Source organism: Paraburkholderia sp. DD10 (genome assembly GCF_049177125.1).
GTDB lineage: Bacteria > Pseudomonadota > Gammaproteobacteria > Burkholderiales > Burkholderiaceae > Paraburkholderia > Paraburkholderia terricola.
Genome location: NZ_CP185393.1, coordinates 1,486,534 through 1,503,040, shown reverse-complemented (window position 1 = coordinate 1,503,040; position 16,507 = coordinate 1,486,534). Strand labels below are relative to the sequence as shown.

Annotated in this window: 12 protein-coding genes and 1 pseudogene; 4 read left to right on the top strand and 9 right to left on the bottom strand. The window is 61.8% G+C overall.

All coding sequences use genetic code 11. The features are described from left to right. Positions 1-35 precede the first annotated feature (35 nt). From ACOCG7_RS22135 to ACOCG7_RS22125, 3 genes are read right to left on the bottom strand one after another with little or no spacing between them, the layout of a single operon-like run. Complete coding sequence (locus ACOCG7_RS22135; RefSeq protein WP_083083820.1) at positions 36-1,856, bottom strand: CocE/NonD family hydrolase; 1,821 nt, start codon at positions 1,854-1,856, stop codon at positions 36-38. A 12-nt stretch (positions 1,857-1,868) separates the two neighbouring features. Continuing rightward, on the bottom strand, positions 1,869-2,399 hold the full coding sequence (locus tag ACOCG7_RS22130; protein WP_083083819.1) for a GAF domain-containing protein: 531 nt from the start codon (positions 2,397-2,399) through the stop codon (positions 1,869-1,871). After that, positions 2,396-3,805 (bottom strand): MFS transporter, encoded by a 1,410-nt coding sequence (locus ACOCG7_RS22125; protein ID WP_083083818.1) that lies wholly within the window; start codon positions 3,803-3,805, stop codon positions 2,396-2,398. Before ACOCG7_RS22125 ends, ACOCG7_RS22130 begins: the two co-directional genes overlap by 4 nt. A gap of 213 nt (positions 3,806-4,018) precedes the next feature. Here ACOCG7_RS22125 and ACOCG7_RS22120 point away from each other — a divergent pair, with 213 nt between their 5' ends. Beyond that, positions 4,019-4,948: a LysR family transcriptional regulator gene (locus tag ACOCG7_RS22120; protein WP_083083817.1), complete on the top strand. Its 930-nt coding sequence runs from the start codon at positions 4,019-4,021 to the stop codon at positions 4,946-4,948. Between the two features lie 241 nt (positions 4,949-5,189). Here the strand turns inward: ACOCG7_RS22120 and ACOCG7_RS22115 are convergent. The 3 genes and pseudogenes from ACOCG7_RS22115 to ACOCG7_RS22105 all read right to left on the bottom strand — a co-directional run bounded on the left by ACOCG7_RS22115 (position 5,190) and on the right by ACOCG7_RS22105 (position 10,138). Further along, positions 5,190-8,326 (bottom strand): annotated as a pseudogene (locus ACOCG7_RS22115) (efflux RND transporter permease subunit). After that, positions 8,323-9,438 (bottom strand): efflux RND transporter periplasmic adaptor subunit, encoded by a 1,116-nt coding sequence (locus ACOCG7_RS22110; RefSeq protein WP_083083815.1) that lies wholly within the window; start codon positions 9,436-9,438, stop codon positions 8,323-8,325. The pseudogene ACOCG7_RS22115 and the gene ACOCG7_RS22110 overlap by 4 nt, the downstream one beginning before the upstream one ends. A gap of 82 nt (positions 9,439-9,520) precedes the next feature. Further along, positions 9,521-10,138: a TetR/AcrR family transcriptional regulator gene (locus ACOCG7_RS22105; protein WP_073428033.1), complete on the bottom strand. Its 618-nt coding sequence runs from the start codon at positions 10,136-10,138 to the stop codon at positions 9,521-9,523. A 94-nt stretch (positions 10,139-10,232) separates the two neighbouring features. On the opposite strand from ACOCG7_RS22105, the gene ACOCG7_RS22100 reads away from it, so the two are divergent. After that, positions 10,233-11,693: an efflux transporter outer membrane subunit gene (locus tag ACOCG7_RS22100; RefSeq protein ID WP_244744961.1), complete on the top strand. Its 1,461-nt coding sequence runs from the start codon at positions 10,233-10,235 to the stop codon at positions 11,691-11,693. A gap of 201 nt (positions 11,694-11,894) precedes the next feature. Next, a complete protein-coding gene (locus tag ACOCG7_RS22095; RefSeq protein ID WP_083083813.1) occupies positions 11,895-12,512 on the top strand; it encodes a TetR/AcrR family transcriptional regulator in 618 nt (205 codons plus the stop codon). A gap of 321 nt (positions 12,513-12,833) precedes the next feature. Here the strand turns inward: ACOCG7_RS22095 and catC are convergent, their stop codons facing one another. The 3 genes from catC to ACOCG7_RS22080 form a co-directional block, all read right to left on the bottom strand. Beyond that, a complete protein-coding gene (gene catC / locus ACOCG7_RS22090) occupies positions 12,834-13,112 on the bottom strand; it encodes a muconolactone Delta-isomerase (protein ID WP_073428036.1) in 279 nt (92 codons plus the stop codon). Between the two features lie 91 nt (positions 13,113-13,203). Next, on the bottom strand, positions 13,204-14,331 hold the full coding sequence (locus ACOCG7_RS22085; protein WP_083083812.1) for a muconate/chloromuconate family cycloisomerase: 1,128 nt from the start codon (positions 14,329-14,331) through the stop codon (positions 13,204-13,206). Between the two features lie 105 nt (positions 14,332-14,436). After that, complete coding sequence (locus ACOCG7_RS22080; protein ID WP_073428038.1) at positions 14,437-15,360, bottom strand: LysR family transcriptional regulator; 924 nt, start codon at positions 15,358-15,360, stop codon at positions 14,437-14,439. 175 nt (positions 15,361-15,535) lie between these two features. On the opposite strand from ACOCG7_RS22080, the gene catA reads away from it, so the two are divergent. Then, positions 15,536-16,471 carry a catechol 1,2-dioxygenase gene (gene catA / locus ACOCG7_RS22075; protein WP_244744962.1) on the top strand — a complete coding sequence of 312 codons (936 nt, stop codon included), beginning with the start codon at positions 15,536-15,538 and terminating at the stop codon, positions 16,469-16,471. Positions 16,472-16,507 lie beyond the last annotated feature (36 nt).

The following is a 16,507-nucleotide window of genomic DNA, read 5'->3' as shown; positions in this document are numbered from 1 at the left end:
AATGAATTGCGGGGGGCGGACGAAATCTTGGACAGTCACTCTGCTTTTGTCGAAACCTCGATTGACGTTCCGCCCGAGCCTGTGATGAGTCTGAATCGAGGTGGCCGGCCGTACGGCGTCTGCACGAAATGGCCGGCGTCAGCTCCCGCCACGGAGACGCGCAAACGACTACCTTTCGCCAGTGTCCACGCAACAGGCAGTAACGGCACGACGTAGTCGTCGACCACGTTCTTTTCGACCGGCGTGGAGTCCCGACGGTGATATGTCCGGAACGGCCACGTCGTGAGGTAATTCGCTGGCGCGGGAGCGACCTTTCTGTGAATCGCTCTCAGCATGCCTTCGGTGATGTAGTAAACCGAACCGTCCCCGGCGACCTCGGAGAGATACACGAATATGGAAGCATCGCCTTCATTGATAGCCATTCTCAGCTTCGCTACGACGTGCCCAATCATGGACAGAGGCTCGTCGAGCACGGCGGTATCGTAGTTCAACATCCGCGAGCAGTGCTCACCCCAGTCCGGGTAGTAGTCGACAATGCCCGCCGCGCCCAGGCGCTCGTAGCGGGTATTTGTGCCCGTGGTTGTCGAGAAGTCGACCTGATAGGTGTCGACGCTCTCTTCGGCCGGCGCGCTGGTGAGAAGTCTGCCCGCGGTCGGGAAAAGCGTGATTGTGTGTTCAGTTGGCGGCCAGGTTGGAGCGCTTTCCCACTTCTCTGCGTGGATGTTGAAGTAGTGCACAGGCGCTTCCCGGCTGAGACCCGTATCCCTGCCGGCGAGATGTTCATCGAAGAAGCGAAGCAATTCGGCCAGCAGGTTGTATTGAGGCGCGGCCTCCTCACGCCACGGGGAGACGTTCGTCCGGGCTCCGTGGTCCCACGCTCCAAGCAGAAGCCTGTCACGCGTGTTGTGTCTGGTCAGAAACCGGGTAATCGCTCCATTGCTGTATCCGGCGCCATCGAACCATCCCGATACCGAGTAGATGGGAACATCCTGCGGCACCTGGTCGAGGTAGTGATACGGGCTGCAGACGGCAAGATTGAATAATGGGTCGTGCAGCATTCCCTCGTCGCGGAACGTAAATTCAGCCGCCGCATCGTGCAGACTGAAATTGTTCGAATGCTCGCCAATCGCCGCAGCGAGCAGGGACCGGTCAATATCCACGTCCACGGGATGTGGCCCTCGCAGGCCGGGGTCTGCGTAGTACGAAAATGCGCCAAGCAGGTCGCGCCGGTCGTGGTCCATGGCAAGCATCAGGCGGTCATAGGCGCCGGTCCAGACCTTCGAGAGCAGACCACCTGGATAGAGCTGCTCACTATAAATGTCGGACACAGCGAATAGCGGCGCAATCGCCTTCACGGCCGGATGACCGGTACTTGCCAGGAAACAGGCAGCAGCGCCGACGTACGAGATGCCAGTCGAGCCGAGCACCCCATCGGACCACTGCTGCCCAATCGCCCATTCCGCGACCTCTCTGTAGTCATCCCGCTCAGTTGGGGAGCGCAGGGCATCGCGCGTACCAAAACTGGCGCCTGTGCCACGGACGTCGACCACGACCACGACATAGCCTCGCGGAACAAAGAAGTCACGGTATCGGGCTGCGGCGGGCGCAGCTTCCGCGACATCGCCATGAGTCGCGAATCGCCGGTAGTAAGGCGTAAAGATAAGGAGGGCGGGGAATCGTTCTGCAGCGTGTTCGCCTTGTGGCACATAGATGTCCGCTGCCAGCCGGCAGCCGTCACGCATCGTGATGTATTGCGACAGCGGCGCAGCCGGAAGGTCGAATATCTCAGGGCGTGACGCCAGATACTGGCTCGGCGGCACAACCCATGCGGTGCCCTTGTCGTCGCGGTCAGACATATCGGTTCCCTGTTAGAAGGTGCGAGTGTTATTGATGTTGTCCGGACAGTTGGGTGTGTCAAGCAGCAACGCCGGAAGAGCGGCATGAGCCAGGCAACGGACCAGGTCGACGTGATGGTCGTCGTAGAATCCTTCGTCATGGAGAAGGTTCACGGTCGCTACGACCTGTTGCCGCCAACGTACCGGGAAATTCAGGATGCTTCCGCACCCTGCGGCGAAGATGGTGTCCGCGTCGGGATAGTTCGCGAGAATGTCGTCCCTCGACCTGCCAACGAACGGCTCACCGGTGCCAAGGACAGCACGCAGTCGAGGCGCCTGCGCGATGGACTTGTGCCCTCCGACCGGATATCTGTCGCCCATATTGCTGAATGCCCGCGTGACCGTGCCGCGTCGTTCGTTGACTGTCAGGACTGTCAGAAGCTTCCGGCCAACGAGGCTGTTCACCGCGCTGTCAAGCGCTTGCAGGGTGGCGCGCGGTTGTTCGACGCATGCGTGAGCCGACGCAATACCCGCCAGTTCCGCGAGTAGTTTTTCCGGCGTCATGCGTCGCCTCGGCGCACGTCTGCGAGCGACCCGCCCGGTGCCGGAGTGCCATCCCCGTGGGAGATTTCTTCAAGTGCCAGGCCTCGCGTTGGAACACCGAACACCAGCACGGTTAGCGCTCCAACGAGCAGTACGCAGGTCGTGACACCGAACACGCCGGCGAATCCGAGTACCGGATACATCATCCCGACCATGATGGGTGAGATGATGGCGCCAATGCGCCCGAAAGACGATGACGTACCCACGCCGGTTGCCCGAAGATAGGTCGGGAAAATCTCCGGCGTGTAGGCATAGATACCGCCGAACGTGCCGTTCATAAAGAACGATAGACAGATACCCGCGCAGGCAATCTGCCAGGGGGCGTTGGCAAATGCCATCCCAACGGCAGAGACGCCGCCGAGGACCATGTACCCCGCAATCGTGGCCTGTCTGCCAAAGCGTTCGTTGAGATATGCGGCCGACAGGTAGCCCGGAATCTGGGCGATATACATCAGCAGCGAGAATCCGAAGCTTCTGGTAATCGTCATGCCGTGCTGGACCAGCAGGCTGGGAATCCAGGTGAAGAAAGCGTAGTAACTGAAGGCGATGGCAAACCACATCGTCCACGACATTGCGGTCGTGCGCCGAAGCTTCCTGGACCAGATTGCTGCGAGGTTGCCAAAGAACGATGCCTGGACCGTGGGGGCTGCCGGCTTGAGGATGGATTCGGGCACCGGCTCGAACGAGCGCCCCTCTTTCAGCACCTGCGCCTCAATCCTGTCGAGAGTGGCGTTCGCTTCCTGGAGCCGACCGCGGCTCTCGAGCCACCGGGGCGATTCGGGAAGCGCGCGGCGCCACCACAGCAGAATGAAGATAGGCAGCGAGGTAATGACAACGACCACGCGCCAGCCATTCTCCATGTGAGGGATTATCAGGTTGCCCAGAATTGCCGAAATGACATATCCAATGGCAAAAAATCCGGCGAGCGCCCCGGTGAACGCGCCGCGATACTTGCGGGCGACGAATTCGGAAAGAAACGGCGCAACGATAGCGCTTTCGGCGCCAGCACCGAAGCCCGCAAAAATCCGGATCGCGTAGAACGCCTGCCAGTGATCCACCTGCGAACTTATTAGCGACGCAACGCAGAAGATGACGAGCGCGGTCATCATCACAAACCGTCTGCCGAGCAGGTCACCACACAGCCCCGCCAGCAGCGCGCCGAAGAAGAAGCCCGTGTACGTACTGCTGGCAATCAGCCCGGTCTGGAAGGACGATAGCGACCATGCCTTGCTAATGGCAGGAAGAACGAACGCCATTGATGACGAGTCCATCGCATCAAAGGTATAGCCGAGTCCTCCCATGAAAAGCAGCTTTTTGTGAAAGCCGCAGAATGGTAAACGCTCGAGTCGCGCTGCGACGTTGGACATGCCTCATCTCCAGGTACTGCTCGAATCTCCGGGTGCGCCGGGTCCGAAAGAAATTCCAAAGCGGAAACCCGGCCTTCTCCAGGAAGAAAGAGCTTCCGACGTGTCGCACGGCACTGGTCTCTGCGCGCTTGATGTCATTAAACGAGGTCGGCTAATATGCGTCAAATGCGAAAAACAATTGTGGTCATGCGAAAATAGTTTAAGGAGAGCCGCGTGCTCAACGTGAAGGAACTGGAAGCCTTCAGGGCGTTCATCGAGTGCGGGTCGGTGACGCTGGCTGCAGACCGGCTGGGTCGAACGCAGCCCCAGGTGGGCAGGCTGCTGACGTCGCTCGAGGAATCGCTCGGCTTCGCGCTTTTCAGCCGCTCCGGAAAAAGGCTGCGCGCAACACCGGAGGGATGGCGGTTCTACAAGGAAGTGGACCGGGTCATGGGCGAACTGCAGTCGCTCAGTCGCTCGGCGGAGCAGATTCGCTCCGGTTCTTCTGACCACGTGCGCATCCTCACGGCCCCGCACGTGACAAAAGCGTTGGTCGCGCCAGCGTTGTCGTCGGTGGCGCGGGAGATACCGAACCTGACAGCCGAGGTTGCGTCTCGCGTGCGGCTCGATATCGAAACGTGGATTACGCAGGAGCAGTTCGACATTGGCGTTGGGATACTTCCCCTGGACAGCCCGGCGGTCGAGTCCGAACCATTTTTGCGGACATCCGTGGTCGTGGTCATGGCCGCGACGCATCCCCTGACCAGGCTGAAGGTCATTCAGCCAAAGCATCTGTACGACACGGCACTGGTGGCGACGCATTCCAGGTCGTTGTTGCGCCAGAGTCTGGACCGGATGTTTCGCGAGGAAAAGAGGAAGCCCGACATCCGCTTCGAGGCGACCAACGGACTCATTGCCTGCGAACTAGCGGCGCAAGGTCTCGGCGTCGCTCTGGCCGACCCGTTCGTCGCGCTTTCGAGTGGAGCGAGCGGCCTCGCGATGAAGCGACTTTCGGTGAAGATTCCGCTTGATTATGGATTTCTTTATCCGGTCGGGAAAAGTCGCTCGTTCGCCGTCCGTCGGCTGGCCGAAGCGGTAGTGCGGACAGCAAGGGACCGTCTGCCCGAAATTGGAGTGCCGGCGTCCGACTTCGAGTTCATCTAGCAGACAATCTATCGACTCGTGCCTGTCGCCGTGCGCAGCCTGAAAACGCGGTGCATTGAGGTCGGTCCGTCCTTTTGCCCGCTTCGTCCGTGAAGGATGACTCGGAACGCTCGCATCACTTGACCCTTTTGAGAGCGCGATTGTCCTCACGTCATGACGTTTCGGAGTCGGAAGGCGGATGTCACGCAGATGCCCCAGACCACCGATTTTCGCGACACAGCATGCATGGCATGAGCGGTTCTTATCTCGAAGCGGCAGCCGGATCCTCCAGCATCTGTTCCGCAGGCTGTGCCTGATCCTGCCGTTCTTTCCGACCGGCCGTATTGCCGGGCCTGATCTTGAACCAGATGGAATACATGGCCGGCAGGAACACGAGGGTCAGGATCGTCCCGGCGAAAGTGCCGCCGATCAGCGTGTAAGCGAGGGTTCCCCAGAACACGGAATGGGTCAGCGGGATGAATGCCAGGATCGCCGCCAGCGCGGTCAGGATCACCGGCCTGGCACGCTGCACGGTTGCTTCAACGAGTGCGTCGAACGGACCCAGGCCCGCCTGTTCGTTCTGGTGGATCTGACCGATCAGTATCAACGTGTTGCGCATCAGGATTCCCGATAGCGCAATGAGGCCGACCAGCGCATTGATGCCGAAGGGTTGCCGGAAAAGAATCAGGGTGGGCACCACGCCGATCAGTCCCAATGGACTGGTCAGGAACACCATGACCATCGCGGAAATCGAGCGCACCTGGAAGATGATGATAAGCAGAGTGATCGCCAGCATGATGGGGAAGAGCGGCAGCATGGCGACCGTCGCCTTGCCCGATTCCTCGATGGAACCCGCCTCCTCGATGCGGTAGCCGCCCGGCAGCTTGTCCATGATCGGCTGAAGCTGCTTCGTGAGCGCCGTCGATACATCCGGCGGCTGCAAGCCATCGGCGATATCGCCCCGCACGGTGATCGTCGGCATCCGGTCGCGCCGGCGCATGATCGGCTCCTCCATGCGGACCTCGACCTTGCCGACCTGTGACAGCGGGATGCGCTGGCCGTTGGCGCCAGCCAGCGTAAAGTCGCCGATCCTGGCCGGATCGAGACGGACGTCGCCGGCGGAACGCGCCATGACCTGCACCGTTCGGATGTCCTCGCGCACGGTCGTGACGGGGGCGCCGGTCAGAAGGAATTGCAGTTGTTGCGCGACCGCGCTGGAGCTCAGTCCCACCGCCTGCAATCGGTCCTGCTGCAAGGTGAAGTGCAGCGTGGGCGTGCGCGTGCCCCAGTCGGCGTTGACCGTCCGCATCATCGGACTGGACTCCATCACCTGTTGAACCCTGGCTGCGATACCGCGTAGCTTGTCCGGGTCCGGACCCGTGACCCGATAGGCGACCGGGAACGGCGAATACGGGCCGAATACGAGTTGTGTGACGCGTACGCGCGCCTCGGACGCGAGACCGTCGGCGATCGCCTGGCGTAGTCGCTGCTTCAATGCGTCGCGCTCATCCTGGCTGTCCGTGCGTACCACGATCTTGGCAAACGACGGATCGGGCAGTTCCGGTCCCATCGCCAGATAGAAGCGCGGCGCGCCCTGGCCGACGTAGGCGGTGACGATCCGGGCTTCCTTCTGTCCGGCCAGCCAGGCTTCCACCTTCGCCGTGGCGGCGCTGGTCTGGGCGATGGAGGTGCCATAGGGCATCTGCACCTCGACCAGTACTTCGGGACGGTCGGAGATCGGGAAGAACTGCTTCTTGACCACCGACATACCGAGTATGGCGGCGACAAAGAGGGCCACCACCGAACCGGCGACCAGCCATTTGCGCCCGATGACGCCCCTCAGCAGTCGACGGAAGCGGTTATAGCGCGGCGTGTCGTAGATCGCGCCGTGCCCGCCTTTGACCTTCTTGAAGTCGGGCAGCATCTTGACGCCCAGGTACGGCGTGAAAACCACCGCGACCACCCACGACGCGATCAGTGCGATGCCGACGATCCAGAACATGTTGCTGGTGTATTCGCCGGCGGTGGATCGGGCGAAGCCATTGGGCATGAAGCCGACCGCCGTGACCAGCGTGCCCGACAGCATGGGTGCAGCGGTATGGCTCCAGGCGTAGGCGGAGGCAGCGAGTCGGCTGTAACCCTCTTCCATCTTTATCACCATCATTTCGATGGCGATGATGGCGTCGTCCACCAGCAGGCCCAGCGCCAGGATCAACGACCCCAGGGTGATGCGGTCGAAGTTCTTTCCGGTCGCGGCCATCACCACGAAGACCACCGCCAGTGTCAGCGGCACGGCCGCGGCGACCACGAGGCCCACGCGCCAGCCCATGCTCACGAAGCTGACCAGCATGACCACCAGCAGGGCGGCGAAGAACTTGACCATGAACTCATCGACCGCCGAGCTGATGTTGACCGCCTGGTCCGTGACCTTGGTCAGGCCCATGCCCAGCGGCAGTTCGGCGTTGATCGCCCCGACCTCGCTGTCGAGCGCCTTGCCGAGATCAAGCCCGTTCCAGCCGTCGCGCATGACAATGCCCAGCAGCAGCGCAGGTTCGCCGCCGTTACGGATCATGAACGTCGCCGGATCTTCATAGCCCCGCTCGACGGTGGCAATGTCCGACAGCTTCAGCGTGCGACCCTGCGCCACCACCGGCGTGTCGCGGATCTTCTGCATTTCGTCGAAGGCACCGTCCACGCGAACCAGTACCTCAGGGCCCTGGTCTCCACGGAGCCGGCCGGCGTCAGCACATTCTGACCGTTGAGCGCGGCAAACACGTCCTGCGGGCTGACGCCCAGCGTTGCGAGACGGTCATGCGAAAACTCGACATAGATCCGCTCCGCCTGCTCGCCAATGATGTTCACCTTCTTCACGCCGGGCACGTGCAGCAACCGCTGGCGCAGCGTCTCGGCGTCGCGTACCAGCAGGCGCTGCGGTTCGCCCTTGGCCTTGAGCGCAAACAGCGCAAAAGTGACGTCCGCGTATTCGTCATTGACCATCGGTCCGATGACGCCTGGCGGAAGATTGGCCGCCTCGTCGCCGACCTTCTTGCGGGCCTGATAGAACTGCTCCTGCACTTCCGAAGGCGGTGTACTGTCGAGCAACGTCAAGGTCGTGAAGGCGAGGCCAGGTCTCGTGTAGGTTTCCGTGCGTTCATACCAGCGCAGCTCCTGCATGCGCTTTTCGATCTTTTCGGCGACCTGATCCTGCATTTCCTGCGCGGTGGCCCCAGGCCAGGCGGTGACGATGGTCATCACCTTGACCGTGAAGGCGGGATCTTCCGCCCGGCCCAGTTTGAAGAACGAGACGAGCCCCGCGAGCGAGATCAGGCAGATGAGGAACAGGGTGATGGAGCGCTCGCGTACGGCGAGCGCCGACAGGTTGAAACGGCCTTCGCTCACGGACGGGCTCCCTCGGTCGTAGCGGCGGCGGCTTGGCCTGCCACCCGGACCTGCTCGCCGTCGCGCAGCAGATGCGCGCCGAGCGCGACGACCCGGTCGCCCTGGCTGAGCTGGCCGGCGACGCGTGCGCCATCGTCGTCCAGATGCTGGATCGCAACCGGCCGCCAGGCAACCTTTGCCGGCTCGCCGTTGATGACCCACACCCCCGGTCCCTTGCCCGCGTCGGACAGGGCGCCGATCGGCACCTGCAAGCCGCCTTGCGCGGAGGCATGTCCATCCGGAATCCGGATCGTGACCGTAGTGCCCAACGGTGCATTGGCGAGTTCTCCGTCCAGCACATACCGCGCCTCGAACGTGCGGGTCAGGCGATCCGCCACATCCGAGAGCTGCCGCAGCGTGGCCGGAACGCTGACGCCTTCCTTGCCGAACAGCGTGGCTTGCGCGATCGAACCGGCCGCGGGGCGCAGGGTTTCGGGCAACTGGATAACGGCCTCACGTCGCCCGGCGTGGGCGAGGCGCACCACGATCTGCCCCGCGTTGACGACCTGGCCGGGCTCGACCAGCGTTTCCATGACGACGCCATCGCCATCGGCTACGAGCTCCGCATAGCGGCTCGCATTCCGGGCGACGTCGGCCTGGGCCGCGGCTGCGCTGAGCTGGGCTTTGGCCGCGTCCGCCGCCGCCTTGACCTGGGCGTAGGCCGAAGCCGAGATCGCGCCGGTGCCGCGCAGGTCGCGGTAGCGGGCTTCATCCTCCGCCGTCTGCTGGGCCCGCGCTCGCGCGGCCGCAACCGCCTCCTGCTGCGCCAGCGCAGCGAGCTTCAGATCGGCGGGGTCGATGCGCATGAGCGGCTGGCCGCGCTTGACGGCTTGTCCCGTATCCACAAGCCGCTCGAGCACCTTGCCAGCGACGCGAAACCCGAGGTCGCTCTGCACCCGGGCAGCTACGGTTCCCGTGAACGAACGCGACGCTGGCGTCGCGCTCTGGACAATGGCGACACGCACCATCGGCGCCTCGGTGCGCGGATCGGAGGGTGCTTTTGCGCCGCAAGCGACTAGCGCAAATGGCAAGGAACACACGACGGTGCAGGTGGCGAGGCGACGCGAGAGCATGAAAGTCCCATCGACGAAGTGATGACGGCTTTCATTATGGTTCTAGTGACTAATATAGTCAACAGTCACTCAAAGCTTTGCTTCAGGGTGACAGGCTGCGGAGCACCAGGCTTGCCAACTGCGCCGGCGCCTCCACCGTGTAATCGAAGCTGTGTTGCAGGATGAGCGGGTTGAGGTAGGGGCGCATGACCAGGTAGATCGCCATCGCGGTCTCGTCGAGCGGCGTCTTGCGCTCGAAGTCCCCGCTCTGCCGGCCTTCCTTCAGGATGTCCTGCAGCAGCTTCTGGATGCGCTCTTCATAGGCGAGCGTCGCCTGCCAGTGCTCCGTGGCTGCCGACGCGGCAATCTCGTAAAGCTTGCGGTCCTGCGAGAACAGGCGAAGGCTGGCCTCGACGATCGACTTGAACATGCGCCGCAGCTTCTCCGGTGGCCGATCGGCCTCGTCAACGGCCGCTTTGACCTCGCTTTCGATCTCGCGCAGACAGTTCGCGCAGATCATTTCGCCAATCGCCTGCTTGGACTCGAAGAACTTGTAGATGTAGGCCTTCGAAAAGCCGATGGCCTTGGCAAGGTCGGAGACGGTTGTCTTCTCGTAGCCAAAGCGGCTGAAGTGCTCGGTGGCCGCCGCCACGATCTGATCGCGCACGTCGTGGTCGGCGGGGCCGCGGGCGGAAACGGGATAGGTGATTGCACTTTTCATGGTTCGCAGCTTACCGCCGCTCTCAGGAATCGACAACAAGTGACTAATGTGTATTATAGTCACAATCACTTGTTCTCTTCGCCGGAAGAAACCCATGCTGCCAAAACGCACCCTTGCCATGCTCATCGTCGCCAGCCTCTCGGCAGGCTGCGCCGTCGGTCCGGATTACACCCGGCCAAACGTACCCATGCCCGAGCGGTTCCTGGGCCAGGCCGCGCTCGAGCAGCGGCAGGCGACGGCCAGCGCCGACCTCGTGACATGGTGGACGGGGTTCAGCGATCCGCAACTGACACGATTCGTCGCGCTGGCGCTGGAGCAGAATCTCGATCTCGTGCAGGCATCCGCTCGCGTCGCGCAAGCGCGGGCGGGACTTGGGGCGGCGAATGCCGCGTTGCTGCCTTCCGGCAATCTCAGCGGCCAGGCCGCCCGAGCCTACCAATCCGTTGAAACGCCGCTGGGGCGGGTCTTGAACTCGACGCCGGGCTTCGACCGCTACGGCAACGCTTACGAAGCCAATCTTGGCGCGAGCTGGGAACTGGATGTGTTCGGAGGGCTGCGTCGTGGACGGGAAGCGGCGCTCGGCGAGTACCAGGCTTCGGAAGCGGGCGCGGCGGCCACGCGCCTGGCTGTGGCGGCACAGACCGCCGACACCTACATCAGCATCCGTGGCTTGCAAGCCCGTCTGGACGTTGCCCGGCGGCAGGTGCAGACCCAGCAGGATCTGCTCTCGACGATCAACCTTCTGTATGGCAAGGGCCTGGCGGCCGAGCTTCAGGTGAGGCAAGCCGAGGGAGCGCTTGCCCAGGTCCGGGCCTCCGTCCCCGTTCTCGAGACGGGCCTGGACGCGGCGATGAACGCACTGGACGTGATGCTGGGTGCGCAGCCCGGCACGCATCGCGCAGAGCTGGTCGAAGCTGGCGACATCCCGGCCGCCCCGCGGATGGCGGCCACCGGATCGCCGGGTGAACTGCTCAGGCGCCGGCCCGACCTGATCGTGGCTGAGCGGCGCCTCGCCGCATCGAATGCGCGCATTGGCGTCGCCATCGCCGAGTACTACCCCAAGCTCTCGCTCAGTGGCCTGATCGGCAGCGCGACATCAGTGGCCAGCGGCAATCTGTTTTCAAGCGGCGCCAACCAGGCGGCCGGCGTGCTGGGGCTGCGCTGGCGTCTGTTCGACTTCGGCCGGATCAATGCGCAGATCGATCAGGCCAAGGGCCAGGAGGCCGAGATGCTGGCTGCGTATCGGCTTGCTGCACTACATGCAACCGAGGACGTGGAGAACGCCTTCTCGGCCCTGGTCAAGCGCGAGGAACAGGCTGCCGTGCTCACCCAGGGAGTGGACTCGCTCGGCCGCGCGCGAGCGGCCTCGTTTGCGGCCTATCAAAAAGGTGTCGTCAGTCTGATCGAAGTCCTGCAGGCCGACGAAAACCTGCTCCGTGCGTCGGATGAGCGCGCGCAGGCGCAAACCGAATCAGCACGTGCAGCGGTCGCTGCCTTCAAGGCACTCGGGGGAGGTTGGCAAGCCGGCGACCTGGAAGCAGTCGCAATCAGGTAGCAACCGTACGCGCCTGTAGCGCCAGGAGAGGGCATGAAATTTCGCCGTCTCCGTGGTTCGATGGCCGTTGCCGGGGGCTCTGTTTCGCCCGTCTGTCGAAAGGTGCCCGCTGTTGCTTGCCGTCGCGCGACGGAACGCATCGTTCCGTCCGCGCCAGGCGCCGCACCGGGCTGATAACGCAATGACTCGATACCTTGCCGCATGCCACGTCAACGATTAAGCCGGGATGAAGCCCGCGAACAGACTCGCTCGCGCCTGCTCGACGCAGCGGCCCTGCGCATTGCGGGAAAAGGGCTCGCTGCGACCAGCGTGGAGGACATCGCCGCCCACGCCGGCTACACCCGCGGCGCGTTCTATTCGAACTTCGACAGCAAGAACGACCTGTTCCTCGAACTGCTCCGGCGCGATCATCAGAACGTGCAGGAAAACTTGCGCAAGCTGCTGGATGCAGACCCGCGCAGCGACGGGCTGCAAAAGCAGCTCACCTTGTTATACGCACAGCGTTATCGTGACGAGGGCAACTACATCATCTGGGCAGAGGCGCGTCTGCACGCCATGCGTGACGCGAAATTCCGGCAACGCATGAACGCCCTGTGCCTGGAAAAGCGCGATATGGTCGCGTCCTTCATCGAACATGTGCGCAAACGCGTCAATATGCAATCGCCAGGTCCTTGCACCGACTACGCGCTCGCCGCCATCGCGTTGATGGACGGCATCCTCTACTTCAACATGACCATGCCCAACGAACTGCCGACCGCTTCGGCCGAAGCGGTGCTGTGCAATGTCTTTGCAGAAATCTTCGGTTTGAAACCGCAATAGAAATAATCATCGCGGACTTTTTGGGTGTGCGGGAATTGCTTATATCGAGACCCGCCTTGACCCGCAGGCGTAGCAAAGCGGTTCCAGCGCGTATCGCGAAGAAGTTAGTGGCCTGGAGAAGCTTCTGCACGTTCTTTTAGAACCAGAATGCCTTCGTGCAGAGTGGTACGAGGGGAGGAGAGTTTTTTTGAAACGCTTGATGCCGTGCTTTCGAGAAATGAAGGTGGATTCACCCATGAAGCGCTTTTGAACATGCCGGACTTAGTAGGCCCGGAGTTCGAAATCATGTTGCATCGACATGAGTTCCAGCACCGTAGCGTATCAACAAATAGACGACGGATGATGAGCAAGCGCAGTCACCTTCATCGTCATAAACGGAAACAGCGGCAGACCCGAAAGAATAGCGTGAAGTTCGTCATGTGATTCAACATCGAAGACGCTGTAGTTCGCATACTCACCCACCACGCGATGCAGTTGCCGCCACTTTCCTTGCCGTTGCAGTTCTTGCGAGTAAGCCTTCTCACGAGCCTTGATTTCATCGGCCTGAGCAGCGGGCATGTCGTGCGGCAGATGTACGTCCATCCTGACGAGGTAAAGCATGATTCCCTTCCCGAAATGCGACGTTCCAGCCAGCCAGCCGGACTGACAAGAGACGGTCGGAGTAATGGCTTCTAGGTTGAACGGCGCGTGCTCAGATTCCTTTGTCGCGACGGTAGAAGGCGAGCTTGTCTTCATCGATGTGGAGGCCGAGCCCGGGACCCTCTGGCATGTGAAGATCGAAGTCCCGATATTGCGGTCGCGCAGTAACGATATCGTCTTTCAACAGCAGCGGTCCGAACAACTCGGTACCCCACGCAAGCTGCGCAAGAGCGCTGAATCCATGCGCCGAAGCTATCGAGCCAATGCTGCCCTCGAGCATCGTGCCGCCGTACAGCGACACGCCAGCGGCATCCGCAATGGCGGCGGTACGCATCATTCCGTAAATTCCGCCGGACTTCGCGATCTTCAATGCAAACACGTCCGCACATCCACCGCGCACGAGTTCGAGGGCGTCCTCCGGGCCGGTTACTGCTTCGTCGGCCATGATGGGCACGATGAAACGCGATGCGAGTCTCGCGAGCGCTGCGCGTTGCTCTCGCGGCGTGGGTTGCTCGATGAGGTCGATGCCGGCGGCCTCGAGCGCTTCGATTCCCAGCGCCGCGTCAACCTCGTTCCAGGCCTGATTCACGTCGACGGTGACCTTGGCACGGTCGCCGAGCGCGGCCTTGATTCTCGACACGTGCGCGACGTCATCACGAACGCTGCGCCGGCCGATCTTCAGCTTGAAAGTATGGTGGCGACGTTCCGCAAGCAGCGTTTCCGCTTCATCGATGTCGCGTTGGGTATCGCCGCTTGCGAGCGTCCACAGGACCGGAAGCGTCTTGCGGACCGCGCCGCCAAGAAGCGTTGAAACCGGCACGCCCAGGCGCTTGCCCTGAGCGTCCAGCAAAGCCGTTTCAATGGCGCACTTGGCAAACCGGTTTCCGCGCGCAATCTTGTTCAGCTTGAGCATCGCGCCGTTGATGTTGGTCGCGTCTTGCCCAACGATTGCAGGTGCGAGATAAGTATCGATGGTCAGCTTGATGCCTTCGGGACTCTCGTCGCCGTACGACAGACCGCCGATCGTCGTGGCTTCGCCAAGACCCTCGATGCCATCGCTCGAGCGCAGACGGACGATCACCAGGGTTTGTTGCTGCATCGTCGCCATGGCTAGCTGATGCGCGCGAATGGTTGGAAGATCAACCACAATCGCTTCGACGGAGGTGATTTGAGCGTTCATACCTGGAATGTTGGAGTGGAGGGCTTGCTGAAGTATTGCGTGCCCAATTACCCGATGTCCAACACCGTTGACGTCTAGTGCCATACCCAGTGGGTATGGCGAATATCACCGCTCAGGATCGTTGCGAGGTGCGTGGTCGATCTGCTCCTCCTCGTACAGCCGATAGATGAGTTCAAGCATTTCCCGAATGTCCCGCGACTCGTCGAGCGCACGCATGCTCATGATGATCGGCGAAACCAGCGTCGGGTCGTCGAGTTCCTTGTAGCTCACATCGTCCCGCTTCAAACCGTACACGCTGCTCGGAACGACAGAAATTCCTTCCCCCGCTGCCACGAGGCCCAGCGCGATCTGCAACTCTCGTACTTCATATATCCGGCGAGGCTTGAGGCCGCGGTCCTCGAATGCCGAGAGCACCTGGTCCGCATAACTGGGGCGCGGCGCCTTGGGGAAAATAATCAAGGTCTCGTTGACCAGGTCGCCGAGCGCAAGGACGGGCTTGGCTAGCGACAGCGAGTGCCCCTCGGGTAGGGCAACGATCATCTTCTCCTCGCGCAGAATCACCCGGCGGATGTGTGCGTCCTCGTGCCGGATACGGCCGAACCCGACGTCGATCCGACCGTCCTTCAGCGCTCGGATCTGATCCATCGTCGACATCTCATGGAGGCTGAGTTCGACGGTCGTGTTCTCATCGCGGAAACGCCGGATGATTTTTGGCAGCATCCCGTACAACGTCGAACCCACGAAACCGACGGAGAGACTGCGCTCGATGTTGCCCACGCGCCGCGTCATCGATTCGAGTTCGGACGTTTGGGCCAGCAACTGCACGGCATGAGCGTAGAAGAACTTGCCCGTCTCGGTGAGCTTCAGCGGACGCGAGTCGCGCTGGAATAGCTGCACTTCGAGAATCTCTTCGAGCTGCTGGATCTGACGGCTCAAAGGCGGTTGGGCCATGTTCAGCCGCTGTGCCGCGCGCGTGAAATTGCGTTCCTCGGCCACGGCGACGAAATAGCGAAGATGCCGCAGTTCCATTTCAATACCCCACGGATATAGACCGATACTAAATCAGTGTTGGACTGGGTATTCCAACGTCCACTATTCTGCATTTACACCCGGTTTCAGCGCCGATTATACCTCTCAGGCATATTCGAGCAGGCGCCGAACAAGGGGTTTACCCCGACCAGAAAATAGGGATTCAGGAGCAGACATGAGCGTCAAGGTATTCGATACGAAGGAAGTGCAGGACCTGCTGAAGGCCGCCGCCAACCTCGGAAGTCAGGACGGCAATGCGCGTGCAAAGCAGATTGTCGAGCGCCTGCTGGGCGACCTGTTCAGGGCCATTGACGACCTCGACATGACGCCCGATGAAATCTGGGCCGGCGTCCACTACTTCAACAAACTCGGCCAGGACGGCGAAGCGGCGCTGCTTGCTGCTGGCCTCGGTCTGGAAAAATATCTCGACATTCGCATGGACGCAGCGGATAAGGCGGCTGAAATCATCGGCGGCACGCCGCGTACCATCGAAGGTCCACTGTATGTCGCCGGTGCGCCCGTGCGCGACGGCATCTCGAAGATCGACATCGACCCGGATCAGGATGCGGGCCCGCTGGTTATCCGCGGCACTGTCACCGGCGCGGACGGCAAGCCCGTCGCGGGAGCGGTGGTCGAATGCTGGCACGCCAATTCAAAAGGCTTCTATTCGCACTTCGACCCGACCGGCGCGCAGAGCGAGTTCAATCTGCGCGGTGCGGTCAGCACGGGTGTCGACGGCAAGTACGAATTCCGTACGCTCATGCCGGTCGGCTATGGTTGCCCGCCGCATGGCGCGACCCAGCAACTGTTGAATGCGCTGGCTCGTCATGGCAACCGTCCGGCGCACGTGCACTTCTTCGTCACCACGGACAAGTACCGCAAGCTGACGACTCAAATCAACATCGAGGGCGACCCGCTGATTTGGGACGACTTCGCCTACGCCACCCGCGAGGATCTGATTCCGCATGTGGTGGAAAAGACCGGCGGCACGGCGCTAGGCATGAAGGCCGACGCGTACGGGGAAATCGAGTTCAACATCGCGTTGACTCCGCGGGTGCAGGGCAAGGATAACCAGCTTGTCAATCGCCTGCGTGCGTCCGCCACGGCGTAAGCGCTCAACGCGGCGGCTACGTCGTACCGCTGCTGC